The following is a 26,155-nucleotide window of genomic DNA, read 5'->3' as shown; positions in this document are numbered from 1 at the left end:
ACATGACCACCACCGCACCTCACGGCGCCCAAGTGCGCGCAGACGCTGCCGCAACCCCGGCCGGCGACTCCCGCCGGCCCGGCCGCTGGGCGATCCGTACGACCGCCGGCAACGGACTGGTCTTCGTCCTGCCGTTCCTGGTCCTCTTCGCCCTCTTCATGGTCTGGCCGATCGCGCAAGGGCTGTGGATGAGCTTCACCGACAGCTCCCTCGCCCTGCGCGACACCACGTTCGTCGGCTTCGACAACTACGCCGAGGCCTTCGGGGACCCCGACGTGTGGAGCAGCCTCGGCAACACCGTCTTCTTCACCGTCATCTCCTCTGTGCCGCTCGTCCTCGTCGCCCTGGCGATGGCGCTGCTGGTGCACAGCGGGCTCGCCGGGCAGTGGGCCTGGCGGCTGGCCTTCTTCGCCCCCTACCTGCTGCCCGTGACCGTGGTGACCCTCGTCTGGGCCTGGCTCTACCAGCCGGACATCGGCCTGGCCAACCAGTTCCTCGACGCCTTCGGTGCCGGACCCGTCGGCTGGCTCTCCGACGAGGCCGTCGCGATGTGGTCGATCACCGCGCTCACCGTGTGGTGGACGGTCGGCTTCAACTTCCTGCTCTACCTCGCCGCACTCCAGTCCCTGCCCACCACCTACGACGAGGCCGCCGCCCTGGACGGCGCCGGGGCGTGGCGGCGGCTGTGGTCCGTCACCCTGCCGCAACTGCGCAGGACCACCGCGCTGGTGGCCATGCTCCAGATCCTCGCCTCGCTGAAGGTGTTCGACCAGATCTACATCCTCACCAAGGGCGGCCCGGGCGGCTCGACCCGCCCGGTCCTTGAGTACGTCTACGACGTCGGCTTCACCGGCTACCGGCTGGGCTACGCCTCCGCCGTCTCGTACCTCTTCTTCGCCCTCATCGTCGTCGTCTCACTCGTCCAGCTGCGCCTGTTCCGCCGGGAGGACTGACCGTGTCCGTCACCGCACCCACCCTGCGTCCACGGCGCCGCCCACCGCTGCGCCACGACGGCTCGCCACTGCTCCTCGGTCACGGCCGGACGCCGCGTGTCCTGGCCGGCACGGCGCTGGCCCTCCTGGCGGCCCTCTGGCTGCTGCCGTTCGTCTGGGCGGTCGCCACCTCCGTGCAGAGCGAGCAGGACGTGGCCACCCCGGGACTCTCGCCCTTCAAGGGCGCCTTCACCCTGGAGGCGTACCGCCAGATCCTGGAGCGCGGCAATGTCACCCTCTGGGCCTTCAACAGCTTTCTGATCGCCGGGCTGGTGACGCTCCTGACCGTGGTCGTCTCCACCCTCGCCGCCTACGGTCTCTCGCGCGGCACCTTCCGCGGCCGCAGGGCCCTGCTCGGTGTCACGGTGGCCGCCGTCATGGTCCCGCCGCAGCTGCTCGTCGTCCCGCTCTTCGAGCAGATGCTGCTGTTCGACCTGGTGGACACCTATGCGGCCGTCGTCCTGCCTCAAGTGGTCGCGCCCATGATGGTGTTCATCCTCAAGCGCTTCTTCGACGGCATCCCCCGGGAGCTGGAGGACGCCGCCCGGATCGACGGCGCGTCCGAGTTCCGGGTCTTCCTGTCCATCGTGCTGCCGCTGTCACGGCCGATCGTCGCCGCCGTGTCGATCTTCGTGTTCATCGGCGCGTGGAACAACTTCATGTGGCCGTTCGTCGTCACCAACGACCCCGGCCTGATGACCCTCCCGGTCGGCCTGGCCACCGTGAAGGACGCCTTCGGCATCCAGTACGCGCAGTCCATGGCGTCCGCGCTGCTGGCCGCGCTGCCGCTGATCGTGGTGTTCCTCCTCTTCCAGCGCCGCATCGTCGACTCCGTGGCCACCACCGGCCTCGGCGGCTCCTGACCCCACCTTTCCCGCCGTACACGCAGGCACGGCGGCTCGCTCGCCGGCCGCCCGATCGACTGGAGCATGTGTGCCCACTCACTCCGTACCGCGCCCGGAGTACCCGCGCCCGCAGTTCGTGCGCAGCGACTGGCTCAACCTCAACGGCGCCTGGCAGTTCGAGACCGACCGCGGGGACAGCGGACTCGAACGCGGCCTCCTCGACCGCGCACTGCACGACGAGATCCTCGTCCCCTTCCCGCCCGAGTCCGAGCTGTCCGGCATCGGTGACACCGACTTCCTCGAGGCCGTCTGGTACCGCCGTACCGTCACGCTGCCGGCCGACTGGGCCGGGCGGCGGGTGCTGCTGCACTTCGGTGCCGTCGACTACGACACCACCGTGTGGGCCGACGGGCGCGAGGTCGCCCGGCATCGCGGCGGCTTCACCCCCTTCACCGCCGACCTCGGCGACATCGCCGGCTCCGGGGCGGACGTCGTCATCACCGTCCGGGCCCGCGACCCCAAGACAGGGCCCCAGGCGCGCGGCAAACAGGCCGTCCAGTACGCCAACCACGACTGCAACTACACCCGGGTGACGGGCATCTGGCAGACCGTCTGGCTCGAGCCCGTGCCCGAACTGCACCTCAGGCGGCCCCGGATCACGCCTGACCTCGCCGGCTCCGCCTTCCACCTCGAACTGCCGCTGTCCGGCAACCGCCCGGGCCTCCGTGTGCGTGCCGTGCTCAGCGACGGGGACGGCGAGGTGAGCTGCGCCGAGGTCCGCGCCGACCTGGACATGGCCCCCCGCCTGGTCCTGCCGGTCCCCGACGACAGGCGCCGCGAGTGGGGCCCCGACGACCCGCACCTCTACGGCCTGCGACTCGAACTCCTCGACGCGGCCGGGCAGTTGGTGGACTGCGCCGACAGCTACGCCGGCCTGCGCGCCGTGGGGCTTCGGGGCAAGGCTGTCACCCTCAACGGCCGCCCGGTCTTCCAGCGCCTGGTGCTCGACCAGGGCTGGTACCCGGACGGCCTGATGACCGCGCCCACCGACGCCGCCCTCGTCCGGGACATCGAGCTGGCCATGGCGGCCGGCTTCAACGGGGCGCGGCTGCACCAGAAGGTCTTCGAGGAGCGTTTCCTGTACCACGCCGACCGCCTCGGCTATCTGGTGTGGGGCGAGTTCGGGGACTGGGGCTGCGAGGTGGGCGGTTCCTCGGGCGACAACCAACAGCCCGACGCCTCCTACGTCTCCCAGTGGCTGGAGGCCCTCGAACGCGACTACTCCCACCCCTCGATCATCGGCTGGTGCCCGCTGAACGAGACGTACCAGAAGCTGCACGACCGCATCACCCAGCTCGACGCCGTGACCCGCGCGATGTTCCTGGCCACCAAGGCCATGGACACCACCCGGCCGGTCGTCGACGCCTCCGGCTACTCCCACCGGGTCGCCGAGACCGACATCTACGACGCCCACAACTACGAGCAGGACCCCGAGGCGTTCCGCACGCTGATGTCCGGGCTGGCCAAGGACGACCCCTTCGTCAACTCCTACGACAACGGGGCCGCCTACTCGCAGCCGTACCGCGGACAGCCCTACTTCGTCAGCGAGTTCGGCGGCATCTGGTGGGACCCCGAGGCGGCCGCCGCCCAGTCGGGCGAGGACCGTACCGCCTCCTGGGGGTACGGCGAACGGGTCCGCGACGAGGAGGAGTTCCACGCCCGCTTCGCCGGACTCACCCAAGTGCTGCTGGAGGACCCGAACATGTTCGGCTACTGCTACACCCAGCTGACGGACGTCTTCCAGGAACAGAACGGCATCTACCGCTTCGACCGCGGCGTCAAGCTCGACGTCGACCGCGTCCGGGCCGCACAACTGCGGCCGGCCGCGATCGAGGAGCGGCTCCAGGAGTAGCCGGACCGGCGGCGTCCTCCCGGCATCCACCGGGAGGACGCCCGTGCGTCACACCCGCTCCAGCCGCCAGATCTGCGGCTGGAGCCCGTTGCACGTCCACTGCTGGACATTGGCCCCGGGCTCACGCGAGCCCGCCGCCACGTCCAGACACTGGCCGCTGGAGCGCACGACCAGCCGGTAGTACCCCCGGCCGACGTTCTCCGGCCGCCAGTCCTGGGCGGCCTGCCCGTTGCAGTACCACTGCCGCACGTTCGCGCCCGGCGCGGGGGAGCCGTTCTCCACGTCGAGGCACAGACCGCTGTTCCGCCCGGTCAGCGTGAAGTGGCCGCCGCCGTGGGCCCGCAGGGTCCACTCCTGCGGGCCGAGCCTGTTGCAGGTCCACTGCTGGACGTTTCCGCCTGGCGCACGGGAGTCGGCGGCGACGTCCAGGCAGTGCCCGCTGCCGGCGTCGACCAGCCGGTAGAGCCCGCCGTCGACGACTCCGGCCGCGTCACCGCTGCCGGTCAGTGAGCCGCTGCCGAACCAGGCCCGGCACACCGTGCCGTCGAAGTCGGTGGCGATCTGCAGGACGCGGCTGCCGTCGACCGAAGGCAGCAGCGGTGAGCTGTAGTTCTGGCAGTAGTTCACCCCGGGCTCCGGCACGGTCACCGGCGACGGTATCTCGTACCACGGACCGCTGCCGTTCTCGGTGTTGGCGAGGATCGTCCGGCCGCTGTCCGCGGCGGGGCTGCCGTCGCGGTTGAGCAGGCGCTGCCCGATCAGCAGGATCCGCCCGTTCGGCCCGCCGCCGGGCGCCGGTGCCCAGGCGATGGTCGGCGCGGCGCGGAAGTACTTGCCGTCGACGGTCTCCGGCCGGAACCCGAGCGCGGCCGGGCTGCCCCAGTTCCAGCCGTCGGTGGAGGTGCGGTAGTGCACCACGCACTGGTACTGGCCGCCGGGATTGCAAATCTCGTAGCTCATGAAGTACGTGCCGTTCGGCAGCCGGCGCACCACCGGCATGCCCGGCCGGTCCTCGGACCAGGTGCTCGCGACGGTGTCGTGGTGGCCCTGCCAGTGCACCCCGTCGTAACTGCGGGCGGCGACGAGCTTCTGGCTGTGCGCCGGGTCCGTCTCGTCCGCGTAGTGGCACACGAGAGCGCCGTCGGCGGCCACGGAGAACTCCGGTTCCCACAGCCCGCCCGTGCCGTTCGCCACCGCGCATGCCGACAGATAGGACCACGTCCGCCCCACGTCGTTGCTCCGCCAGATCCGCAGCGCCATACGGCGGTTCTGCTCGTCCTGGCCCACGGAGGAGGCCCAGAGCAGGGTTCCGGCGGGCAACGCGCCGACCTGCCGGGGGAGTTCGAAGAGGGTCGCGCAGCACAGGCCCTGGCCCGCCGCGGCCTCGGGATCGGAGATCCGGCCGACCTCGCGGAAACTCGCTCCGGAGTCGGTGCTCTCGTGGATGGCGCCGATGCCGTTGTTGCCGTCGAAGGTGACGGCACTGGCGAGGACACGGCCATTGGCCGGGCCGTTGTGCGCGAGCCGGACCAGACGCGGGTACAGCGCCGTTCCGTCCCGCAAGGGCGTGCCCGTGGCGGTGGGGGAGAGGTCGTCCGCCACCGGTACGGCGGGAGCCGGTGGTACGTCGGCGGCGGCCGGGCCGGCGAGCACCAGGCCCAGCGCCGTGACGAGGCCGAACAGCGCGGCACGAGCCCGGGGGCGACGCCTGCGGCGTCCGGTGAGGTGTGACAGGCGGAGGATCAACGCGGTCTTCCTTCCTGCGGGGGAGGGGGATCCGTGTCAGGCTAGAGCCGCATGTACATCGATGTAAACCGGTGTGCGCGTGAAGGCCGAGTCGGGCAACTGCTCCGTCATGGGGTCGAGTTGAGCAGGAGTACCGGAAGGCCTCGGGGGCTACGGCGACCGGCGTTTCGCCGGCCGCCGCCCTACCCGCAGGCCCCTGCGAGACCCTGACGAATCGTCAGGGCATCATCTCGTACGCCCCCGACAGCGCCTCGACGCGCTGCCAGACACGCTCCGAACGCGCCCCGTCGACCACCGGACGCCGGACCGCGCCGAGCGCCCAAGTCTGCTGCTCCTCGGTCGCGGAGTCCTTGCCGTGCAGCTCGACGGCGTGCGCGGAGAAGTCGCGCACGAGGACGGCGAACAGCTCGTCGAGCACATCCTCGTCGAGGCCCGACAGGGCCGCCTGCTCCAGGACCAGCTGCCCGTGGACGACGAGCGCGAAGAGCTGCCCGACGGCGAGGAGCAGGTCGAGGTCCCGGCTCTGCTGCTCGTCAGGGGCGGCCGTGCGGACGAACTCGCAGAGCGCGTCGGCCTGTTCGCGGAAGCGGGCGACGTTGGGCAGATGGGCGTACGTGTCGAAGGCCGGCCGCCAGTCGTGGAAGCGCACCGAGCCGAGGCCGCGGGCGGGCCCCTGCCGGAAGAGGAAGTCGTCGTCGGCCGCGTCGAGGCGGGTCGGGACGGGCTCGTAGGCGACCGGGTCGAGGAGGTGGTTGCGCATGAACTTGAGGATCAGCGCCAGGTTGACGTGGACGGTGCCCTCCAGCTTCGGCAGACCGCGGATCTCGACGGCGGCCTGGGCGAAGTAGTTGTCCTTCTCGAAGCCCTTGGCCGCGATGACGTCCCACATCAGGTCGATGACCTTCTCGCCCTCGGTGGTCACCTTCATCTTCGTCATGGGGTTGAAGAGGAGGTAGCGGCGGTCGTCGGGGCCCGCGGTGCGGAAGTAGTCGACGGCGCGGTCGCTGAACAGCTTCATGCCGACGAGCCGGACGTACGCGTCGGCCAACTCCCGCCGCACATGCGGGAAGGCCGTGACCGGGCGGCCGTAGAGGATGCGGTTCTGGGCGTGGGTGACGGCCTCGTACATCGCGTGCTCGCAGATGCCGATCGAGGCGGTGCACAGGTTGAACTTGCCCACGTTGACCGTGTTGAGGGCGGCGTCGAAGGCGGCGCGGCCGGTGTGCAGGACGTCCTTGGCGGCTACGGGATAGTCCTCCAGGCGGAACTCGCTGACGAACTTCGACGAGTCGACGACGTTCTTGACCAGGTGGTAGCTCGCGTGGCGGCTGTCGGCGGCGAAGAAGACATAGCCGTCCGGGCCCTCGACGTCGGTGCGGCGGCCGAAGACGGAGACCAGCCCGGCGGCGTTGCCGTTGCCGATGTAGTACTTGGAGCCGGTGGCCCGGAAGGCGCCGTCGCCGTCCGGCTCGAGCAGCATGTCGGTGGAGTAGATGTCGGCGCCGTGCGCCTTCTCGGACAGGCCGAAGGCGAACACCTCGCCCTGGGAGAGGAGTTCGGCCGCTCGGGCCCGGGCGTCGGCGTTGTCGCTCTGCCAGACGGGGCCGAGGCCGAGGATGGTGACCTGCCAGGCGTACCAGTAGTCCAGGCCGTAGAAGCCGAGGATCTCGTTGAGCGCGGCTATGCGGGCGGTGTCCCAGCGCTTGTCGCCCTCGCCCTCTCCGGCTGCGGAGGCGGGCGTGAGGAAGGTCGCGAAGAGGCCCTCCTTCGCGGCGAAGGCCAGGAAGTCACCGAGCCAGGCGCGGGTCCGGTAGTCCTCGATCAGCCGGCGCTTGCCCCGCTCCTCGAACCAGTCGACGGTGGCGCGCAGCAGCCTGCGGGTCTCCGGGTCGAAGTGCGCGGGGTCGTACGTCCGAGGGTTGAAGAGCAGCGCGTCGGCCATGGGTGCCGCCTTTCGGCTGAGAGGGGTGAGGGTGGGTCCGGGCACGGGTCCCGGGGGCCCGCTCGGCCGGTCAGCGACCGGTGCCGAAGCGGGCGAGTGTGGCGAGGACGTCGTCGAGCCAGGCGATCATCATCCGCTCGTACGCGATTCCGCCGCGCAGCACGACGTGCTGGAGCTCGCGTTCGGCGTCGAGCGGGCCGTCCGCGGGGGCTTCCCCGAAGTCGCGCTCCTCGCCGGCGAGGTAGTGGGCGAGGCGGTCCGAGTGCGCCTGCCGGTGCCGCTCGACCTCACGGATCAGGTCGGCCGGATCGTCGAAGGCGGCGCCGCGGACCTTCACCGCGAGGTCGTGCCGCACGCTCTCGGGCTCGGTCGGTTCGTGCAGCCACGCGGACAGCGCGTCGCGTCCGGGCCCGGTGACGGAGTACTCCTTCTTGTCCGGACGCCCGTACTGCGGGACGTCCCGGACCTCGACCCAGCCCTCGGTCTCCATGCGCTTGAGCACCCGGTAGATCTGCTGGTGCGTGGCGGTCCAGAAATACCCGATGGACCGCTCGAACCGCCGGGCCAGCTCATAGCCGGAGCCCGGCTTCTCCAGCAGGGAGACGAGGATCGCGTGGTCGAGCGCCATGCCTCCGATCTTGCTATGCACCTCGTTGCATAGCAAGGGGGGCCCGGGTGAGACACGGCTCACCCGGTGGACGTGAGGGTGTGGGTGGCGTCAAGCCCGCTCGGCCGCAGCCGGTCGGACGGCGGGCGCCGGGAGCGCGACGGCGATGGCGATGAGGACCGCCTCGGCGATCCGGGCCCAGTCGGGCGCGTCGCGATGAGAACGGCGTAGAGGGTCATGCCGATGGTGCGAGGCATCAGACGCTCCGCGTCCTTCGAGGCCTTCGAGGTCTTCGAGCGGATGTCTCAGCGGTCTGCGTGCGAGGACTTGAGTCGGTCGGCGCCGGCGCCCTGCAGGGCGTCCAGACAGGCCGTGCGTCCGGTCGAGAGCAGCAGCAGAGCCAGAGCGGGCCCGGCGATCTCCGGGCCGTCGCCCACCGTCCAGTCGGTGTCGGTCGCCCGGAGAGTGAAGCCGGCGAGGTGGCGCTCGGCGTGGAAGGGCCAGCCCATCGCCCAGACCCGCCGCAGCCCTTCGCGGCTGTGCTCGGCCGGGACGGGAAACCGCCGAGCGAGCGGCAGGGCGATGTCCTGGCTGTGGACGATCGCGTCGAACAACGCGTTGCGCGTGTCCAGCACCCTCGCCGTTCGCCGGGTGTCGGCGTGGGCGCGGATCGCGGTGATCAGGTCTGCCGGATCGCGGTCGCCGTGCCGGCGGGCCAGCACGGTGTTGATCCGGTCGGGGTTGAACCGCGCACGCGGTGCCACCGCGACCATGTCCCAGGTGCTGATCGTGGGGACCAGCGCGAGGTGTCCCGCGACGTCCCGTACACGCCAGCCGCGGCACAACGACTCCTGCTCCCATTCGGCCGGGGCGAGCTCTTCCAGCAGGTCGGCGATCCGCAGACGCGTCGTGCGGACAGCGGACCAGTAGGGGTTCGAGTCGGCCATGAGAGCCTCCAGAAGTCCGAATCCCGGACCATATTAGTACGAGGCTCGGACCTTCTGCAATGATGGAGGCATGGCCGACGACGACGCCGACGAGCTCAACCTCGGACTCCTGATGTTCATCCCGTACCGCTTCATGGAGTCGGCCGTGATGGCCGCACTGAAGTCCGCCGGGCACGACATCTCGCTCACCCAGGCACAGGTCTTCCAGCGGATCCGCCCCGAGGGCTCGCGGCTGGCCGAGCTGGCCGAGGCGTCACAGGTCAGCAAGCAGACCATCGGGTCGATCGTCGACCAGCTCGAGCGGGCCGGATACGTGCGACGCGCCCCCGACCCGCGCGACGCACGAGCCCGACTCGTCACCATCACCGACCGCGGTCACGAACTCATCGAGCTGAGCCTGCCCGTCGTCCGCGACATCCAGGGCCAATGGACGGCTCACCTGGGTCCCGGGCGCACCCGACAGCTTCGACAGGCTCTGGAGGCGCTGCGGGAGATCACCGATCCGCACCGCTGACCGTTCGGCGCGCTGCGGCTCCGTCCTGCCAGCGGTAGAGGTCGCGCAGCAGGGAGATCTCGGCGCCGTGATGGATCAGCTCCCGATTGACGTGCAGGACCCTGTTCTCCATGGGAAACCGCTCGGGACCCACCGTGGGCGGATTGTCCAGGTCGGCGTCCGAGAGTTCACGGACCCCCGCGTTCCATCTCCCGTACATCTCATCGAGCTGTTTCAGCGCCTCGTCAGCGGTCCCCGCGTAGGCGAATGTCTCGGCGTCGACCTCCTGGCCGCCGAAGTGCCAGCCGACCCGATAACCCAGGCACGAGACGATGATGTGCGCCAGCCGCCAGGCGATCGTGGTCACCGGCGCCGGCACCGGGGCAGGGGACGCGAAGTCCATCGTCCACTTTCCCGAACCCGCCGACATCGGTGCGGCCGAGGTGCCACGTGGGCGGATGCTCCAGCAGCCGCGCACCGGCTCCCAGAAGTACTCGTCATCGGTAAGACCGTCCAGCCGCGGGCGCAGGTTCTTGTGCCAGTACCAGTCCAGCTGCTCCGCGAGTCGCTCACTTCTTGTCATTTCCGCACCGTACATAGAACGGAGACCTGGGGAGTCGCCGGAGGCCCTCGATCCGCAACGCTATGGTTGTCACCGCTTCCGTCCGTGAGAAGTCCCACGGCGCCTGCGATGCGGCCGAGTTCGGAGTTCTGGCAGTGCTTTTCGACATCACGCGCGGCGAACTCGCCGACATGTTCGGCGAGGACCGGATCGCGACCCTGCCCGCCACTGCCTTCCCGCCCGCCGCCGCGGACACCGAGGGCGCCCGCCTCCTGCAGACCGCGGGCGTCCCCACCGGGACGCTCCATCTGCGTGAGCCCGACGAGGACACCGGCCGGCTGCCCCTCGTCCGGGACGTCGTCGACACGGACGACTTCGAGAACGCGGCGCAGGACGCGCACGAATGGCCCGTCATCGGCTGGCTGCTCAACGCCCACCTCGCCCTCGACCCCGATTCCGGCAAGGTGCACGCCTTCGACGCCGACGAGGAGACCGTGCAGGAACTCCACACGGACGTCTCGTCCCTCGTCCAAGTCACCCTCCGGTTCCAGCGCCTGCTCGAGGAGTTCACCTTCAGCGGCGACGAGGAGGCCGACTTCGAGCGCCTGGAGCGCGAGGTCGAGCGTGTCCGGGAAGAGACGAGCGGCATCGACCCGCTCCCTTTCCAGGACGACGAGACCGTCTGGTCGGTGGTCGGCGACGAGATCGCCGCGGGCCGGCGCTTCAAGGGCGACAGCCCAGGAGCCCGCTCGCTCTACGGCTGATCGCCGAGTCGCGGCGGAAGCCGCTCAGGGCTGGACATCCACCCCTCCGCACCACGGCCAGGCGGACTCGCGGCCGGCCTCGATGAGGCCGACCATCCGGAACGCGGCGTCCGTGAGGCCCCCGAAGGTGTGCCGGTGGGGGCCGGCAGGGCCGTGGGCGGGCCGGTACCCCGCCAGGTTCCACGTATAGACGGGAACGTCGGCCGGGACCGGTTCGGCCGGGCCGCCACGGCTGTAGGGGGCGGCCTGCTCGTCGGTGACGATCAGGACCCGGTCGTGCCGCCGGTAATGAGCCCGTACCGCCATCGCGGTCTGGGTGCCTCCGAGACTGTGGAACCGTTGCAGCACCTCCAGCACCGGCTCCCCCCGCTCGAACGCCACCGCTCTGCTGCTCCAGCCGAACTCGACCAGATCCGCATGCTCAGCCCGCAGGGCCAGCGCGGTGCCGAACACGGCGGCCGCGTCCGCCCGGCTCAGCGTGGACCTCTCGGAGACCGTGTCCCAGAACATGGAGTCGGACCGGTCCACCAGAATGAGAGTCCGGCCCGGCAGCGACGGCACGTTGGCCAGGGAATGACCCAGCGCCCGTTCCAGCGCGGCAGCCCAGCGCTGCGACGGCGCATGCCGGTGAGCGGCCAGATAGCGGAAGGGGAACTGGCGGGACCGGGCGACCTCAGAGGCGTCCGAGAGCCGCGCGGCGACCTGCTCCGCGACCTCGTCCGAGACCCCCGCCTCGTCGAAGTTCCGCAGGTTCCGCACGAGTGCCATCGGCCCCATCGTGGGGATCACGGCCTCCCAGACCGCGGCGTCCATCGGTCCGTGCAGCCATCCGGCCAGGGCCTCCCACGTCATCCCGGCCGCGGCCAGCCGCTCGGAGCCGCCCGGCCCGGTCACCACCGCCCGCCGTTCGTCCGCAGGCATCTCCATCAGCGCCCGATGGGCGGTCAGTACGTGGTCGGAGGCCGGCGCGACCGCCTGCTCCGGATGATGACGGCGGTCCAGCGCATAGCGGAAGAGCGGGCCCTGCCAGGGCTTGTCCGGGTCGGGCGAGGCGTGCACCAGGTTGAGCACGTCGCCGAAACGGAAGTTCTTGGAGGCGGTGTCGTACTTGAGCAGGGACCGAGATGTGTACAACCGCCGTACGCCGTCGGCGATGCCCCGCTTCACCGGCTGCGGCACTTTCCGCCCGTACGCGGCGACCCAGTAGGCGAGGAGCTCGCCGGGCTCGTCGGCCCGCTGGAGCACCGAGTCGATCACGGACCGGTTCGACGGACCCGCGCACACCCCGGCATCGAGCCGAGCCCGCACATACGTCGCGGCCCCCACCAGGGACGCCGTACGCATGTTGCCCTCCCCGCGAAGCCAGCGCAGCAGTCCGGCCGTCCATACGGGATCCTGGACCGCGAGTTCACCGACGAGACGCAGGAACCGGTCGTCCCGCTCCTCGCCGCTCTCGTAGAAAGTCCGCTGGGAGACGAAGTTGCCGACCGCGAGGAGGAACAGCTCCTCGCGAGGCTCCCGCACGAAGGCCGGGCCGCCCGCGTAGCCGCGGAGGTCCGGCCATGCGGGCGCGTGGGGGAGCCGGGGCGGGGGCACGGAGCGAGCGGCCGCCGAGACCTGCGGGGCCACCAGCATCTCGGACCAGATCTTGGAGACGCGTGGGGTGTGACGAGGCAGTGAATCCCCCCGGATTCAAGGGACGGGACGGCCCCGGTCGAAGGGTCCGACGGGGCGAGAGCGCCGCGCCTGCCGAGATCAAGAGGGCGGCGGCGTCACTTGGTTGTCAAAGGAAGTAGCCGCAGCCGAGCGCATCGGAAGGCGCGGTCGCGACGCCAACGTACAAGGGGCACCTGGCTGCGTACCAGCGAATATCGCAGGCTCGCTGTCCGCAGGACCTAGAGTGTGCGCGTGACCGAGCGGAACCCCGAACTCATCGCCGGCCGGTATCAATTGGTCGAACGCATCGGCCAGGGCGGTATGGGCCGAGTCTGGCGCGGCCTGGACCAGCAGCTCTTCGGACGCGAGGTCGCCGTCAAGGAGGTCCTCTTCCCGCCGGGGACGGACGAGGGCGACCGTGCCACGCTGCTCAGGCGCTTCATGAGCGAGGCCCGCGCGGCGGTGACGCTCAGCCACCCCGGGATCATCACGATCCATGACGTCGCGGAGCACCACGGCGCCCCTGTGATCGTCATGGAGTTCATCCGTGGACAGTCCCTGGCCGCCGCGATCCGCGAGCAGGGCCGACTGCCCGTGCAGCGGGTGGCCGAGATCGGTGCCGCCATGCTCGACGCGCTCGCCGAGGCCCACGCGGCGCGGATCGTCCACCGCGACATCAAGCCGGACAACGTCCTTCTGACCAAGGACCGGGTCGTCCTCACCGACTTCGGCATCGCGCACCTCGCGGACGCCACCACCAAGCTGAGCCACAGCGGGATCGTCATCGGCACACCGCAGTACATGCCCCCGGAGCAGTTGGAGGGCAAGCGCCCGACGCCCGCCAACGACCTGTGGGCGCTCGGCGCGACCCTGTACCACGCCGTCGAGGGACGGCCGCCGTTCGAGGCGGACGGGCTGCACGCCCTGGCCGTGGCCGTCTTCACCCGCCCGCACCGTCCGCCGGTCCACGCCGGACCACTCGCGCCCGTACTGGAGGCACTGCTCACCAAGGACCCGGAGCAGCGGGTGGGCGCCGCGGAGGCCGCCAGGATGCTGGCGTCGGTACTCCGGTCCTTCCCGGCTCGGTACGAGACGGTCGGCGAGCCGGAGCCGGAGCCCGGACCAGGACCGGAGCCGGGAGAGGAGCCGGGCCCGCGATCGGAAACGGAACCCGAGCCCGAGCCCGAGCGCGCCCCGGCACCGGACGCCGAGACGGAGCAGGCACCCCCGACGCCCCGTACGCCGCCCACACCCCGTACGCCCCCTCCGCCCGCAACCCCGCGAACGCCCACGGTCCGGGACTCCGGGCCCGCCCCGGTCGACCCCCGAAGCCCGGTCCCGGACCAGCCGAGCAGCCCGCCGCCGGTCCCGGTCCCGCTCCCGGTCCCGGCCCCCGTCCCCTCGACCGAGGACCTGGTCTCGCTGGGGACGACGGCCGAGGCGAAGAAGGACGAGCAGAGGTCGGCACCGGCACGCGCCCTCACCCGGCGTTCCGTCGTCCTGGGCGCGGCACTGGCCACGCTCGTGGCCGGTTCCGCCCTGACCTGGACTCTCTCCCGTGACGACGAGACACCCGGCGGCGGAGCAGCCGGCAAGGGCGCAGCGGAATCCGCGGTCACGGTGGTGATCGGGGTGGACGCGCCACTGAGCGGCAGCCAGTCCCCGATGGGCCTCGGCATCCGGAACTCCGCCGACCTGGCGGTCAGGACCGCGAACGAGAAGAGGCACGTCCCCGGGGTGAAGTTCGAGATCAAGGCCTTGGACGACGCGTCCGACCCCGCCAAGGGAGAGCCCAACGCCGCCGACTTCGTGTCCGACGCGAAGGTCCTCGGCGTCGTCGGACCGCTCAACTCCAGCGTGGCCCAGACCCTGGTGGGCCCACTGGCCCAGGCGGATCTGGTCAACGTCTCACCGAGCAACACCGAACCCGCGCTGACGCTGGGCCCCGACTGGGCCGCGGACACCAAGGCCCGCCCGTACGGCACGTACTTCCGCACCGTGACCACGGACGTGGACCAAGGGCCGTACGCCGCACGACACCTCTACGCCGAGGCCGGGAAGAGCAAGGTCTACGTCATCGACGACAAAAGCTCCTACGGCGCCGGCCTCACCTCCGGTTTCACGGCGGAGTTGGAGAAGCTCGGCGGAACCGTGGTCGGCACGGAGCATGTCGACCCCACACAGCACGAGTTCCCCGGACTTGCCGGGAAGGTCCGGGCCTCGGGCGCCGAAGCCGTCTTCTTCGGCGGCTACTACGACGTCGCCGGCCCGCTCTCCCAGCAGCTCAAGCAGGCCGGCGTCAACGTCCCCCTGATGGGCGGTGACGGCATCTTCGACCAGGAGTTCCTCACGTCCGGCTCGAAGGCGGACGGCGACCTCGCCGTCAACATCGGCGTGCCCGCCGAACACCAGCCGGGAGGGGCGGACTTCCTCGCCCGCTACCGCAGGGCCGGGTACCCCGAGGCGGCCGGCTGGTACGGACCGTACGCCTACGACGCCACCTGGAGCCTCATCGAGGCCGTGAAGTCCCTCGTGACGGCCAACGGCGGCACCCTGCCCCGAGACGCCCGCGCCAAGATGCCCCAGGCCGTGTCCCGGCTCGGCTTCGACGGCGTCACGGGCCACGTCGCCTTCGACGCGTACGGCGACACCCGCAACCGGCGCCTGACGGTACTCTCTGTCGCCGGCGGCCGATGGACCACGGTGACGAGCGGCCCGGCCACTCCCTGACGCCTGCGCGACCGACAGCGGTATCGGCGACGGGCGGACCGACCGGACCCCTGCAGGTTTCGCCCCTGAGCGGCGATGGTGCGGCTCGCCGCAAGGCCGGTCGGGCAAACCGCCTCGCGGCAACTTGAGGTTGTCGTCACGGACAAGGATCAGCGACACACGGACGGGCGGGGGGCGGGGAAGAATGAGGGCCGTGATCAACGGTCGACGACCGGTCGACGATCTTTGCGGAGGAGCGAGGATATGCAGGAAGCACGAGCTGGGCAGGTCGCCGGGCCCGGGGATCTCGTCGATGTGGCCCGCCTGGTCACGGCGTACTACGCGCTGCACCCCGACCCGGCCGAGCCCGGGCAGCGGGTGGCGTTCGGTACGTCCGGACACCGCGGCTCGTCCCTTGTCGCGGCCTTCAACGAGGACCACATCGCCGCGACCAGCCAGGCCATCTGCGAGTACCGCGCCGCCCAGGGCACCGACGGCCCCCTCTTCCTCGGCGCCGACACGCACGCCCTGTCCGAGCCCGCGCGGATCACGGCCCTGGAGGTCTTCGCCGCCAACGACGTGACCGTGCTCATCGACCAGGCCGACGGCTACACGCCCACCCCTGCCGTGTCGCACGCCATCCTCACGTACAACCGCGGCCGCACGTCCGCCCTCGCCGACGGCGTGGTGGTCACCCCCTCGCACAACCCGCCCGCCGACGGCGGCTTCAAGTACAACCCGCCCCATGGCGGCCCGGCCGGCTCCGAGGCGACCTCCTGGATCCAGGACCGCGCCAACGAGATCATCACGGGCGGTCTGAAGGACGTACGGCGCATCCCGTACAGCCGTGCCCTGGCCGCGCCCGGCACCGGCCGCCATGACTTCCTCGGCGCCTACGTGGCCGATCTGCCGAACGTGCTGGACCTGGACGCGATCCGCGCCGCCGGTGTGCGGATCGGTGCCGACCCGCTCGGCGGTGCCTCCGTCGCCTACTGGGGCCGGATCGCCGAACAGCACCGCCTCGATCTGACGGTCGTCAACCCGCTCACCGACCCCACCTGGCGCTTCATGACGCTGGACTGGGACGGCAAGATCCGCATGGACTGCTCCTCGCCGTACGCCATGGCCTCGCTCATCGAGCAGCGCGACCGGTTCGACATCGCCACCGGCAACGACGCCGACGCCGACCGGCACGGCATCGTCACCCCGGACGGGGGGCTGATGAACCCCAACCACTATCTGGCCGTGGCGATCTCGTACCTGTTCTCGCACCGGGAGCAGTGGCCCGCGGGCGCCGGGATCGGCAAGACGCTGGTGTCGTCCAGCATGATCGACCGGGTGGCGGCGGACCTCGGCCGGCCGCTGGTGGAGGTCCCGGTGGGCTTCAAGTGGTTCGTGGACGGCCTGTCCGGCGGAACGCTCGGCTTCGGCGGCGAGGAGTCGGCGGGTGCCTCGTTCCTGCGCCGCGACGGCTCGGTGTGGACCACCGACAAGGACGGCATCACCCTGGCGCTGCTCGCCTCCGAGATCGCGGCCGTCACCGGCAAGACGCCCTCCGAGCACTACGCACAGTTCACCGACCGCTTCGGTGCTCCCGCCTACGCCCGCGTCGACGCCCCCGCGTCCCGCGAGGAGAAGGCACTGCTCGCCAAGCTGTCTCCGCGTCAGGTCACCGCCGACACCCTCGCAGGCGAACCGGTCACCGCGGTGCTCACCGAAGCTCCCGGCAACGGCGCGGCCCTCGGCGGCATCAAGGTCACCACCGCCAACGCCTGGTTCGCGGCCCGCCCTTCAGGCACCGAGGACGTCTACAAGATCTACGCCGAGTCCTTCCAGGGCCAGGACCATCTGCACCAGGTCCAGGAGGAGGCCAAGTCCGTGGTCCTTGCGGCACTGGGCGCCTGACACGGACAAGGTGAATCCGGCCGGAGGGGCCGTACGAAGCCCGATCGGCCGTGGGACACAGCCGGAAACCCCGGTCGGCGCGCGGGAAACAGCCGGAAATCCGATGATGGAACCGGTGAACCCGCGCGCCTCGCGGCAGCAGCGCGAGGACGTCTTCACGCAAACGGATGAATGCATATCGTTTCTGCCCTCTCACGCACCCCACGTCTTCCTAACGTGAGGACCGAGCGGGCCCGCAGGGGCCGCCCGGGTGCGAGGGCAACGGCTGCACGGCCGCCACGCGCGTCGCTCTCCGACGCCGGGCCGATCGCCCTGCGCATTCTCCTGAGGAGTCGACGAGCATGGACCAGCAGCCTGGCAGCCGTGGTAGGCGTGTGCCCCTGACCACAGCGCAGACCGGGATGTGGTTCGCCCAGCAACTGGACGCGGGAAACCCGATCTACCGCGCCGCCGAGTACGTCGACATCCACGGCCCGGTCGACCTGAGCCTGCTCAGAGCCGCGCTGCGCCGCGCCGTCGCCGACACGGAGGCGCTGCGGGTCCGCTTCGAGACGGACGACGAGGGCGAGGTGTGGCAGGTCGTCGACGCCTCGGCACAGTGGACGCTGCCGGTGGTGGACCTGAGGGAGCCAGACGGATCGGACGGACAGTCTCCGCACAGCGCGCCGGACCCGTGGGAGCGGGCGCGCCGCTGGATGTGGGCCGACCTGCGCCGCACCGGCGACGACGACCTGCGGCACTTCCCGCTCTTCCGCTTCGCGGTGCTGTTGCTGCCCGACGACCATTGCCTGCTGTACCTGCGCATTCACCACATCGCTCTCGACGGCTACGGCTTCTCGCTGTTCATCCGGCGCGTGGCCGACGTCTACACCGCCCTCGCGGCGGGCGAGCCGTGCCCTGCCAGCCCGTTCGGGTCGCTCGCGGAGCTCGTGGCGGATGAGAGCGAGTACCAGGCGTCCGAGCGCTTCACCCGCGACCGCGCGTACTGGGCGGACCAACTGGCCGCTCGCCCCGCCGCCGGCAGCGCCGCAGAGGGGCACGTCCTGGTCCCGCACCGCTTCGTACGCGCCACCGGCCATGTGCCCGCGCCGGTCGCCGACCGCCTGCGGGCGCTGGCCCGGCGGTCGCGCTCGGGCCTGCCGGCCGTGGCCATGGCCGCGATGGCCCTCTACGTCCACCGGCTGAGCGGCACGTCCGACGTGATGCTCGATCTGACCGTGACCGGCCGCGTCGGCGCCGTGGCCCGCAACGTGCCCTCCATGGTGGTCAACGTCCTGCCGCTTCAGCTGGAACTGGAGCCGGCCACGACCGTGGCCGACCTCGTACGGCAGACCTCCGAGCGGGCCCGCGGCCTGCTGCGCCACCAGCGCTACCCCTTGCCACTGCTCGTCCGCGACCTCGGCGTGGTGCAGCACACGGGCGGTTACCTGGCCGACTGGGGCATCAACATCATGGGATACGACCCGCAGTTGTCCTTCGGGCAGCACGCGGCCACCCTGCACAACCTCTCCAACGGCCCGGTCACCGGCCTCGGTTGCAACGTCTACGAGCGTGCCGCCGACGGTTCGCTGCGCATCGACTTCAACGCCGACCCCGACCTGTACGACGCCGAGACCACCGCCGGCCACCTGCGCCGCTTCCTCGGCCTGCTGGACACCCTCGCCGACACGGAACCCCAGGTGCCCGTCGACCGCGTCGAGGTGCTGCTGGAGGCCGAGCGCCGCCTGGTCACCTCCGAGTGGAACGGCAGGACCGGCCCGGTCGAGACCCGACCGCTGCCGGAGCTGTTCGAGGAACAGACCCGCCGCACACCCGACGCCATCGCCCTGGTCTGCGGCGCGACCACGCTCACCTACGAGCAGCTCAACGCTCGCGCCAACAGGCTGGCCCACGAACTGATCGCCCGCGGCGCCGGCCCCGAGACCTACGTGGCCCTGGCCCTGCCTCGCACCGCCGAATACATCGTCGCCCTGCTGGCCGTCCTCAAGTCCGGCGCGGCGAGCGTACCCGTCGACCCGGACCTGCCCGCAGAGCGGATCCGCCTTCTCCTCGACGACACACGCCCGCAGTGCGTGCTCACCACCACCGCCGTCGCCCGGAGGCTGCCGCCCACCGCTGTGGCAGTGCCCCTGGACGCCCCGGCCGTGTGCCGGTCGCTCGCCCGCCGCCCGGACACCGACCCGCGCGACACCGACCGTACGGCCCCGCTCACCCCCGACAACGCGGCCTACGTCAGCTACACCTCCGGCTCCACCGGCCGCCCCAAGGGCGTCGTCGTCGAACACCGTCAGCTGTCCCATCTCTACGGCGGCCACCGGGCCGAGCTCATCGACCCGGAGGCCGCCGCGGCCGGCCGCAGGCTGAAGACCGCACTGACCGCCGCCTTCTCCTTCGACACCTTCTGGGAAGGCCCGCTCTTCCTGACCGCCGGCCACGAACTGCACCTCATCGAGGACGCGGTGCGGCTCGACCCGGCCGCCCTGGTCGACCACGTCCACCGCCACCGCATCGACTTCCTCGACCTGACCCCTACGTATCTGCACCAGCTCCTGGCCGCAGGGTTGCTGAACGAGTCGACGGACAGCCGGCCGCCCGCCCCACGGCACAGGCCGCGGATCCTGATGGTCGGCGGTGAACCCCTCGACGCCGGCCTGTGGCAGACCCTGCGGGCCCAGACCGCCACACGCGCCTACAACTACTACGGGCCGACGGAATGCACCGTCGACGCGATCTTCTGCTGCCTCGCCGACCGCGACGCCACCCCCGTGATCGGCCGCCCCGGCCCGGGCATCCAGGCGTACGTCCTCGACAACGCCCGGCGCCCGGTGCCCCCCGGTGTCCCGGGCGAGCTGTATCTGGCCGGCAACCAGCTGGCCCGCGGCTACCTCAACCAGCCGGAGCTCACCGCCGAACGGTTCCTGCCCAATCCCTTCGGGCCCGCGGGCACGCGCATGTACCGCACCGGCGACCTGGTGCGCTGGACGGCCGACGGAGTCCTGGAACACCTGGGCCGCACCGATGCCCAGATCAAGCTTCGAGGCTTCCGCATCGAACCCGGCGAGATCGCGGCCGTCCTGGCCCGCCATCCGGACGTGGCCCACGCCGAGGTGACCAAACGGGAGGACGCTCCCGGTGATCCACGGCTGACCGCGTACGTGGTCCCCTCTGCCCGCCCCACGCCCGAGAGGCCGGTGGACGCCACCGCGCTGCGCACCTGGGCCGCCGACCATCTCCCCGCCTACATGGTCCCCAGCGCCTTCGTCTCCCTCTCCCGACTGCCCCTGACCGCGAACGGCAAGCTGGACCGCGCCGCCCTCCCGGCCCCCGCCGCCCCCGCACACCCCTCCGGGCGGCCCCCGGGCAGCCCCGAGGAGAAACTTCTGTGCGCCCTGTTCGCCGAAGTGCTGAACACCCCCCATGTGGGCGTGGACGACAACTTCTTCACCCTCGGCGGCCACTCGCTCCTCGCCGCCAAGCTCCTCAGCCGTATCCGCGCCACGCTGGACACCCAACTGTCCATCCGCGCGCTCTTCGAGGCCCCGACGGTCGCGGGCCTGGCCCGGCTGATGGCCACCGGCACCCATGGGGACGGCTTCGACATGCTGCTGCCCCTGCGCACCCAGGGAAGTCGGCCACCGCTGTTCTGCATCCACCCCTCCGGCGGCCTGAGCTGGTGCTACGCGGGGCTACTACGCCATCTGCCCGCGGACCTGCCGGTGTACGGGCTGCAAGCTCGCGGACTGGCCCACTCCGCCACCCCGCCCACCACCTTCGAAGAAATGGTCACCGAATACGTCGCCCAGATCCGCGGCGTTCAGCCCACCGGCCCCTATCACCTGTTGGGCTGGTCCCTCGGCGGCGCGCTCGCCCACGCCACCGGCGCACTGCTGCGGGACCAGGGCGAGCGAGTGGACCTGCTCACCATGCTCGACTCCCGCCCCATCGACCCGCATCACGCAGCCCTCTCAGCGCCGACCGAGACCGAAACCCTCGCCCTGCTGCTGGAGGCAGCGGGCCACGACCCGACCCGCTTCAAGCCCCCGCTGACCGTCCCGGGCGTCGCCGCGGCCCTGCGCGAGAACGCCGGCAGCAACACCCTGCTGGCCGCGATGACAGACCACCCCGCACTGGACGAAGCCCACCTCACCTCCATCACCGAGACGTTCACCAACTTCGCCAAGCTCCTGCCCACCTTCGTGGAACGCGTCTTCGACGGCGACCTGCTCTACTTCCACGCCGCCCACGGAAAACCGGAACACGCCCCGACCGGCGAGACATGGCGCCGCCTGGTGACCGGCCGCATCGACACCCGCGACATCCCCTGCACCCACCACGCCATGACCCAGCCGGCACCGCTGGCGCGCATCGGCCGGGAGGTCGCCGCGCGTCTGGACCTCGTCCATGGGGGCATCTGAGTCGTGCATGTCCGTGCCGCCCCGATCGGCCGGTGTCGACACGATCGGGGCGGTGGAGTGCGTCTGCCCGACGGCCCGGGGGTCCTACCTCAGGTGCCGGTCGTAGAACCGGCCCCCGTCCTCCACCTCGAACCACGGCGTTCCGGTGTGCCCGCCCAGATTGGCGTGCAGCGTCTTCTCCTTGCTGCCGAAGGCGTCGAACAGGTCCAGAGCCCGTTGCCGGGGGTTGCCCTCGTCGTCCCACTGCAGCAGGAACAGCAGCGGAACGGTGACCTGCCGGGCCTCCTCGCGCTGGGCGCGAGGCACGTAACCCCCGGCGAAGAAGCCGGCGGCCGCGATACGCGGCTCCACCACCGCCAGCCGAATGCCGACGGCGGTCCATCCCGAGTACCCGACCGGCCCGCCGATCTCGGGCAGCGAGAGCAGGGCATCCAGAGTGGTCCGCCAGTCCGGGACCGCGTTCTCGACCAGCGGGCCGATGAACGACTCGAAGACCTCATCGCCCCGCTCGCCGGCCTGCATCGCCCGGCGGAAGTCGGCGCGGGCCTGCTCCTCGGCGGCGGTACGGGGCCGGTCACCGCACCCGGCGGCGTCGATGGCGGCCACCGCGAAGCCGTACGACGCGGTGATCCGGGCCCGGGCCACCAGCCGGGGATCCCCCTTGGGCAGGGCGTTGTTGTGGGCCATCAGGATCAGCGGGACCGGTGTGGCGGATTCAGGCGTCCACAGGGTGCCGGGGATCTCGCCGAGGGTGAATTCGCGTTCGAGGACGCCGTCGTCGAGGCGCTGCTCGGAAGTGAATCGCATGGTCGTGCCTTTCGGGAGTGCTCAGAGCGGCGCTCCCGGACGACCTATCGCCCGACCGTGACCCCGGAGGGGAGCACCCATGTCGATACTGTGTTCACGGGTACCACCTCCTTGTTCTCTCGCACGGCCTCCGAGAACGTAGCAGTGGCTGCCGCGTCCCACCAACGGGTTTTCGCGGAGGCTCGGCGGGCGGATACGGCTCGCGGCCGACGTGCCGGAGCAGGAGACATGTTCGGCTGGACGGGTCACATCGGGGGTGAGTCCGCCCTGGTGGGGAACGCGCCCCACATGAATGAACTCCTGCCTCTGGCCGCGTCCGGGTCCCCGTCGTTGTTTCTGATCGTCGTCGGCGTCGTGCTCGTCCTGATGATCCTGGGTGCGTTCTGGTGGGGATCGCGCCGCGCGGCCCGACGCCAGTCTCCCGGCCCCGCGGGGCCGACCGTCCAGCCTCCGGCCGCCGCGAGCCGTGAGGACTCCTGGGACACGCCGGGCGGAGAGTCCGACCGCCGGCATCCCTGACGACCCCGGCAGAGCGAGATCGTCGCGACCGGGGTGCTCCGCCCGTCGGAACCCGGGCGGCATCCCCGGGCGTGGGCCCCGATGTACGGACGGTGGCGCTGCCATCGTGGGTGGAGGACGCCCAGCCGAGCCTGTGTGGAGTAGGAGCGCAGGCTGTGGACCCGACCGAAGAACTCGTCCTGGAGCTTTCCCAGGCCCTTCTCGCGCTCTTCAACTCCTCACGCGGAGCGATGCACGGCATCTACCAGGGTCGCACGAGGCCGCCCTGTTCGAAGCGCAGGGCGGCGTCATCGGCCCGGGCGGCTTCAACCACCTCGGGGACGTGCTGAACACGGCCCGCAACATCCAGGGCGACGGTGACGCGGCCGAGCTGGCCCTGAACAGCCTGCAGGGCGTCGAACCCGCGCTCGGCGTGCGCGTGCGCAGCCTGTGCGAACCGATCCTGAAGCGGCCGCGCTGCTCGGCATCGAGACGGCCCTGGTCGAGTTCGGCGCACGCCTCACCACGCCGATCCTCCTCATCGACCGTCGCCTGCTCCATCAGCTGATGGGCGTACCGCACGTCGACGGCGCGTGACGCTCGTTCAGGGACGTGCCACAGGCCTGTGCTCCGTTCCCGGCAACGGCATGCCGGGGACGGAGCACAGGTTCGGCCGCCGCGTGGCGGTCAGGAAGCGATGAAGCGGGCGATCTGACCGAGCACGACCGTGTCCGCGAGGAACCCGATGTGCGTCTGGCAGACCACGTTGTTGTTCGTCGCGCCGTCCAGCCGGGTGCTGGTGTACGGGATGATGATGCCGTCGCACGCCGAGTACCACGTGGCATACCTGGTGGCGCCCGGGGTCTCGTCGCCCGAGCTGATCTGCGCGATGAACGAGGAGCCCGGGTACATCTGCTGACAGGTCGTGTAGATCAGACAGGCGCCGGCGTACGTGGTCCCGTGGTTCGCTCCGGCGATCGAGGCGAGGTGGCTGACGCTGGTGTTGCCGCCCAGCACCTTCAGGTAGTACTGGCTGACGAGGCCACCCATCGAGTGGTTGACGATCGCGACCTTGCTCGCGCCCGTCCGCGCCTTCACGCCGTTGACGAAGGCGGCGAGGCCCTGGGCGTTGGTGACGTTGTTGCCGTACGAGTTGTACTCGTAGGCGAAGAGGTCGGAGCTGGACCAGCCGTTGAGCCGGAAGACACTCATGGCGGTGACCCAGTTGGACGCGTTGCCGGTGTACCCATGGACGAAGACGACCGGCGTCCTGGTCGACAGCGGTTCGGCGGCCTCATGCGCCGACTGCGTGACGGAGGCAGTCGAGACGGACGCGGTCGCACCGGCCGTCGGAGCCGAGGTGAACAGGGTGAACGCGACCGTGGTGGCCGCGAGAACGCCGAAGAATCGGCGCGCTGAACGACGACGCATGAGCCCTCCCGAGAAGGATGCGGGTGCCTGACCCGCCCAGAGTCATGGCGCGGGACGCACCCGCCATCAGCGAAATCACCAGTGCGTCGCCACGCCGGTCGATCCAGGTGACGGCTAGCGTGGCGCCAGTGCGCGCGAGGAGTTCCTGACCGCGGTGGCGCGGCTCGTCGCGGGCGAGACGGAGACGCGTGCCCAGTTCGAGTCCGTGCCGACCGCCTACCGGTGGATCTTCTGGCGCGAAGGCGAGGACAGCTGGCTTCGCGTGCTGGAACTGCGCGATCGCCGCGATCACGACAACAGGGGAACCGAGATCTGGTCGAGTCAGATCGGCATCGACCGACTCGCCCGCGCCGCGATCCGCTGCTTCGACGAGGTCGCACAGACCTACGGCGAAAGCGGCTGCCGAGGCAGGTGGGGTGAGCACTGCCCCCGGACCGAGCTCGAAGCCCTCAGACGCCTCTACCGCACTCGCCTCTCGTAAGCGTCGGGGGTGGCGTCAAAGACCTTCTCCGGCTCGATGGTGCCGTCGAGGATGTCGGGCATCAGGTCCTCGATGTAGGCGCGGGACCGGTGCGGGGCCGCCGGCCAGGCAGATGTTGTGACAGAAGGGGCTGCCGAAGCCGATGGGCGCGTCCTTGTACTGGCGTACGCCGACCCGGCCGATCACGCCACCGGGCCGGACGACGCAGAGGGCCTGCTCGTAGGCGGGCGTCACCGGCGCCGTACATGCGCGCATGAGGTGCGCCTCAGTGGGGGCGAGTGCGCGCCCTGGCCGGTCTCAAGCTTGATCGGCACGGTCGGCGGGCGCACTCGGAAGGTCGGCCGAGCCGGACGTCACGGCTCGGCGGTGGCGGTTCAGGGCGATGACGGTGGTGGGGATCAGGGAGTGCGGCGATGGCGGTGCCGACCACGGCGGGGCCGGTGGAGCCCATACCGGAGTCGAGGGCTCGGCCGGCAATCCCCGAGCCGATGGCGGTGCCCACGCCGACACGGCCAGGGCGGAGGCCAGGGTGGGCGCCTTACCGGCGTAGCGGACGACCAGGACGGCCGTCGCGGGGGCGGAGCCGGCCGGCAGGACGATCGCCAGCAGCAGGACGGCGGCGCCTGCGGCGGCGGTGACCGTGTGGGCGGCGGTCCCCGAGACGGCCGCCGACGAGGGCGCCGAGGCCGAAGCCGACGAGGACCAGCGGCACCAGACCGGTGCGGTCGGTCAGCAGCGGCGCGATTTAGGAGTACGCGGCAAGGACGCCCCCGGTGGTGGTGGCGCAGGCCGCCGGGACCAGCCCCAGGCGGCCGGCTCGGAGCGGACCGATCCCGTGTGCTGGGCCGGGCCGTCGTACGGGACGGTGCGGGCGATCAGCGGGACGGCCGCGGCGGCCAGAGCTGCCAAGGCCCAGAACGGGCCGGGCCAGCCCATGAGCTGCCCGGCGAACGCGCCCAGCGGCACGCCGACGACGATCACGAGCATGGCGCCGACCCCGACGAGACCGCGGGCCACGGCCCAGAAGGCACCGGTGGCGATCGCGGTCAGGAAGCGGGCCGCGAGCAGCAGACTGAAGCTGGAGCCGACGGCTACGGCGACGTGACCTGCGGCGAAGACGCCCAGGGCGAGCATCAGGGCAGCCGCGTGGGCAGCCGCAGCGTGAGCATCGCCATACGCAACGGCCGCCTGGACGTCATCGCCCACGACTCGCTCGGCCAGGCCCTGCACGCGCCGATTTCCGCGCCATATGTCTCACCGGACCGTGCACGATCCGAGCCTCTACACCGTCGAACCGGGCAGCACCTCCGAAGAGCGCCTGGGGCTCCTCGCGAGCCTGGCAGCCACTCCTGTCCAGGCGACGGAGCCGACCGACCGGCTGCACTGAGCGGCTGCTCACCGGACTCCGGCCGCAAGGACAGGCGGCACGCCTGGGACGCTCTC

At 71.1% G+C, this 26,155-nt stretch carries 21 protein-coding genes; 12 read left to right on the top strand and 9 right to left on the bottom strand.

Going from position 1 to position 26,155, the window contains the following annotated elements; all coding sequences use genetic code 11:
* Positions 1 to 2 precede the first annotated feature (2 nt).
* The 3 genes from RKD23_RS01585 (at position 3) to RKD23_RS01575 (ending at position 3,749) form a co-directional block, all read left to right on the top strand.
* Positions 3 to 953 (top strand): carbohydrate ABC transporter permease, encoded by a 951-nt coding sequence (locus RKD23_RS01585; protein ID WP_424851894.1) that lies wholly within the window; start codon positions 3 to 5, stop codon positions 951 to 953.
* 2 nt (positions 954 to 955) lie between these two features.
* Positions 956 to 1,855 (top strand): carbohydrate ABC transporter permease, encoded by a 900-nt coding sequence (locus RKD23_RS01580; protein WP_424851893.1) that lies wholly within the window; start codon positions 956 to 958, stop codon positions 1,853 to 1,855.
* Positions 1,856 to 1,925: 70 nt separating this feature from the next.
* Positions 1,926 to 3,749: a glycoside hydrolase family 2 protein gene (locus RKD23_RS01575; protein ID WP_424851892.1), complete on the top strand. Its 1,824-nt coding sequence runs from the start codon at positions 1,926 to 1,928 to the stop codon at positions 3,747 to 3,749.
* A 48-nt stretch (positions 3,750 to 3,797) separates the two neighbouring features.
* Here RKD23_RS01575 and RKD23_RS01570 read toward each other — a convergent pair whose 3' ends face one another.
* The 4 genes from RKD23_RS01570 to RKD23_RS01555 all read right to left on the bottom strand — a co-directional run bounded on the left by RKD23_RS01570 (position 3,798) and on the right by RKD23_RS01555 (position 8,991).
* Positions 3,798 to 5,495 (bottom strand): RICIN domain-containing protein, encoded by a 1,698-nt coding sequence (locus RKD23_RS01570; protein ID WP_424851891.1) that lies wholly within the window; start codon positions 5,493 to 5,495, stop codon positions 3,798 to 3,800.
* 217 nt (positions 5,496 to 5,712) lie between these two features.
* Positions 5,713 to 7,437, bottom strand: coding sequence for an acyl-CoA dehydrogenase family protein (locus tag RKD23_RS01565; RefSeq protein ID WP_424851890.1), 1,725 nt, complete (start codon positions 7,435 to 7,437; stop codon positions 5,713 to 5,715).
* Positions 7,438 to 7,507: 70 nt separating this feature from the next.
* Complete coding sequence (locus tag RKD23_RS01560) at positions 7,508 to 8,065, bottom strand: PadR family transcriptional regulator (protein WP_424851889.1); 558 nt, start codon at positions 8,063 to 8,065, stop codon at positions 7,508 to 7,510.
* Between the two features lie 284 nt (positions 8,066 to 8,349).
* Entirely contained in the window at positions 8,350 to 8,991 is a 642-nt protein-coding gene (locus tag RKD23_RS01555) for a maleylpyruvate isomerase family mycothiol-dependent enzyme (protein ID WP_424851888.1), read from the bottom strand.
* Positions 8,992 to 9,061: 70 nt separating this feature from the next.
* On the opposite strand from RKD23_RS01555, the gene RKD23_RS01550 reads away from it, so the two are divergent.
* Positions 9,062 to 9,505: a MarR family winged helix-turn-helix transcriptional regulator gene (locus RKD23_RS01550; RefSeq protein ID WP_424851887.1), complete on the top strand. Its 444-nt coding sequence runs from the start codon at positions 9,062 to 9,064 to the stop codon at positions 9,503 to 9,505.
* Here the strand turns inward: RKD23_RS01550 and RKD23_RS01545 are convergent.
* Positions 9,486 to 10,067 carry a DinB family protein gene (locus RKD23_RS01545; protein WP_424851886.1) on the bottom strand — a complete coding sequence of 194 codons (582 nt, stop codon included), beginning with the start codon at positions 10,065 to 10,067 and terminating at the stop codon, positions 9,486 to 9,488. The genes RKD23_RS01550 and RKD23_RS01545 overlap by 20 nt on opposite strands.
* A gap of 134 nt (positions 10,068 to 10,201) precedes the next feature.
* Between RKD23_RS01545 and RKD23_RS01540 the strand changes: the two genes are divergently transcribed.
* On the top strand, positions 10,202 to 10,810 hold the full coding sequence (locus tag RKD23_RS01540) for an SUKH-4 family immunity protein (RefSeq protein WP_424851885.1): 609 nt from the start codon (positions 10,202 to 10,204) through the stop codon (positions 10,808 to 10,810).
* A gap of 24 nt (positions 10,811 to 10,834) precedes the next feature.
* Here RKD23_RS01540 and RKD23_RS01535 read toward each other — a convergent pair whose 3' ends face one another.
* Positions 10,835 to 12,445: a TROVE domain-containing protein gene (locus RKD23_RS01535; protein WP_424851884.1), complete on the bottom strand. Its 1,611-nt coding sequence runs from the start codon at positions 12,443 to 12,445 to the stop codon at positions 10,835 to 10,837.
* 273 nt (positions 12,446 to 12,718) lie between these two features.
* Between RKD23_RS01535 and RKD23_RS01530 the strand changes: the two genes are divergently transcribed.
* From RKD23_RS01530 to RKD23_RS01520, 3 genes are all read left to right on the top strand, one after another.
* On the top strand, positions 12,719 to 15,196 hold the full coding sequence (locus tag RKD23_RS01530) for a bifunctional serine/threonine-protein kinase/ABC transporter substrate-binding protein (RefSeq protein ID WP_424851883.1): 2,478 nt from the start codon (positions 12,719 to 12,721) through the stop codon (positions 15,194 to 15,196).
* Between the two features lie 243 nt (positions 15,197 to 15,439).
* Positions 15,440 to 17,080: a phosphoglucomutase (alpha-D-glucose-1,6-bisphosphate-dependent) gene (pgm, locus tag RKD23_RS01525; RefSeq protein ID WP_424851882.1), complete on the top strand. Its 1,641-nt coding sequence runs from the start codon at positions 15,440 to 15,442 to the stop codon at positions 17,078 to 17,080.
* 341 nt (positions 17,081 to 17,421) lie between these two features.
* Positions 17,422 to 21,495 carry an amino acid adenylation domain-containing protein gene (locus RKD23_RS01520; protein ID WP_424851881.1) on the top strand — a complete coding sequence of 1,358 codons (4,074 nt, stop codon included), beginning with the start codon at positions 17,422 to 17,424 and terminating at the stop codon, positions 21,493 to 21,495.
* A gap of 84 nt (positions 21,496 to 21,579) precedes the next feature.
* Here the strand turns inward: RKD23_RS01520 and RKD23_RS01515 are convergent, their stop codons facing one another.
* Positions 21,580 to 22,302: a dienelactone hydrolase family protein gene (locus RKD23_RS01515; RefSeq protein WP_424851880.1), complete on the bottom strand. Its 723-nt coding sequence runs from the start codon at positions 22,300 to 22,302 to the stop codon at positions 21,580 to 21,582.
* Between the two features lie 288 nt (positions 22,303 to 22,590).
* Between RKD23_RS01515 and RKD23_RS01510 the strand changes: the two genes are divergently transcribed.
* Together RKD23_RS01510 and RKD23_RS01505 are read left to right on the top strand one after the other, a co-directional pair.
* A complete protein-coding gene (locus tag RKD23_RS01510; protein ID WP_424851879.1) occupies positions 22,591 to 22,821 on the top strand; it encodes a DUF6479 family protein in 231 nt (76 codons plus the stop codon).
* Between the two features lie 429 nt (positions 22,822 to 23,250).
* The gene (locus RKD23_RS01505; protein ID WP_424851878.1) at positions 23,251 to 23,397 is read left to right on the top strand and encodes a hypothetical protein; all 147 of its coding nucleotides are present in this window, start codon (positions 23,251 to 23,253) and stop codon (positions 23,395 to 23,397) included.
* Positions 23,398 to 23,487: 90 nt separating this feature from the next.
* Here RKD23_RS01505 and RKD23_RS01500 read toward each other — a convergent pair whose 3' ends face one another.
* Positions 23,488 to 24,231 carry an esterase/lipase family protein gene (locus RKD23_RS01500; protein WP_424851877.1) on the bottom strand — a complete coding sequence of 248 codons (744 nt, stop codon included), beginning with the start codon at positions 24,229 to 24,231 and terminating at the stop codon, positions 23,488 to 23,490.
* A gap of 154 nt (positions 24,232 to 24,385) precedes the next feature.
* Between RKD23_RS01500 and RKD23_RS01495 the strand changes: the two genes are divergently transcribed.
* Positions 24,386 to 24,712 (top strand): hypothetical protein, encoded by a 327-nt coding sequence (locus RKD23_RS01495; RefSeq protein WP_424851876.1) that lies wholly within the window; start codon positions 24,386 to 24,388, stop codon positions 24,710 to 24,712.
* A 729-nt stretch (positions 24,713 to 25,441) separates the two neighbouring features.
* Here RKD23_RS01495 and RKD23_RS01490 read toward each other — a convergent pair.
* Positions 25,442 to 25,846 carry a hypothetical protein gene (locus tag RKD23_RS01490; protein WP_424851875.1) on the bottom strand — a complete coding sequence of 135 codons (405 nt, stop codon included), beginning with the start codon at positions 25,844 to 25,846 and terminating at the stop codon, positions 25,442 to 25,444.
* Positions 25,847 to 25,976: 130 nt separating this feature from the next.
* On the opposite strand from RKD23_RS01490, the gene RKD23_RS01485 reads away from it, so the two are divergent.
* Positions 25,977 to 26,099 carry a hypothetical protein gene (locus RKD23_RS01485; RefSeq protein ID WP_424851874.1) on the top strand — a complete coding sequence of 41 codons (123 nt, stop codon included), beginning with the start codon at positions 25,977 to 25,979 and terminating at the stop codon, positions 26,097 to 26,099.
* Positions 26,100 to 26,155 lie beyond the last annotated feature (56 nt).

The sequence above is a fragment of the Streptomyces sp. SAI-170 genome, assembly GCF_049739565.1.
GTDB lineage: Bacteria > Actinomycetota > Actinomycetes > Streptomycetales > Streptomycetaceae > Streptomyces.
This window is presented reverse-complemented; position numbering and strand designations above follow the sequence as displayed.

Bases quoted from the DNA above. Each gene is read 5' to 3' on its own strand.
- RKD23_RS01545 (WP_424851886.1), bottom strand. From the start codon at position 10,067: ATGACAAGAAGTGAGCGACTCGCGGAGCAGCTGGACTGGTACTGGCAC.
- RKD23_RS01515 (WP_424851880.1), bottom strand. From the start codon at position 22,302: ATGCGATTCACTTCCGAGCAGCGCCTCGACGACGGCGTCCTCGAACGC.
- RKD23_RS01520 (WP_424851881.1), top strand. From the start codon at position 17,422: ATGGACCAGCAGCCTGGCAGCCGTGGTAGGCGTGTGCCCCTGACCACA.
- RKD23_RS01535 (WP_424851884.1), bottom strand. From the start codon at position 12,445: ATGCTGGTGGCCCCGCAGGTCTCGGCGGCCGCTCGCTCCGTGCCCCCG.
- RKD23_RS01555 (WP_424851888.1), bottom strand. From the start codon at position 8,991: ATGGCCGACTCGAACCCCTACTGGTCCGCTGTCCGCACGACGCGTCTG.
- RKD23_RS01565 (WP_424851890.1), bottom strand. From the start codon at position 7,437: ATGGCCGACGCGCTGCTCTTCAACCCTCGGACGTACGACCCCGCGCAC.
- RKD23_RS01560 (WP_424851889.1), bottom strand. From the start codon at position 8,065: ATGGCGCTCGACCACGCGATCCTCGTCTCCCTGCTGGAGAAGCCGGGC.
- pgm (WP_424851882.1), top strand. From the start codon at position 15,440: ATGCAGGAAGCACGAGCTGGGCAGGTCGCCGGGCCCGGGGATCTCGTC.
- RKD23_RS01550 (WP_424851887.1), top strand. From the start codon at position 9,062: ATGGCCGACGACGACGCCGACGAGCTCAACCTCGGACTCCTGATGTTC.
- RKD23_RS01490 (WP_424851875.1), bottom strand. From the start codon at position 25,846: ATGCTCGCCCTGGGCGTCTTCGCCGCAGGTCACGTCGCCGTAGCCGTC.
- RKD23_RS01510 (WP_424851879.1), top strand. From the start codon at position 22,591: ATGAATGAACTCCTGCCTCTGGCCGCGTCCGGGTCCCCGTCGTTGTTT.
- RKD23_RS01585 (WP_424851894.1), top strand. From the start codon at position 3: ATGACCACCACCGCACCTCACGGCGCCCAAGTGCGCGCAGACGCTGCC.
- RKD23_RS01500 (WP_424851877.1), bottom strand. From the start codon at position 24,231: ATGCGTCGTCGTTCAGCGCGCCGATTCTTCGGCGTTCTCGCGGCCACC.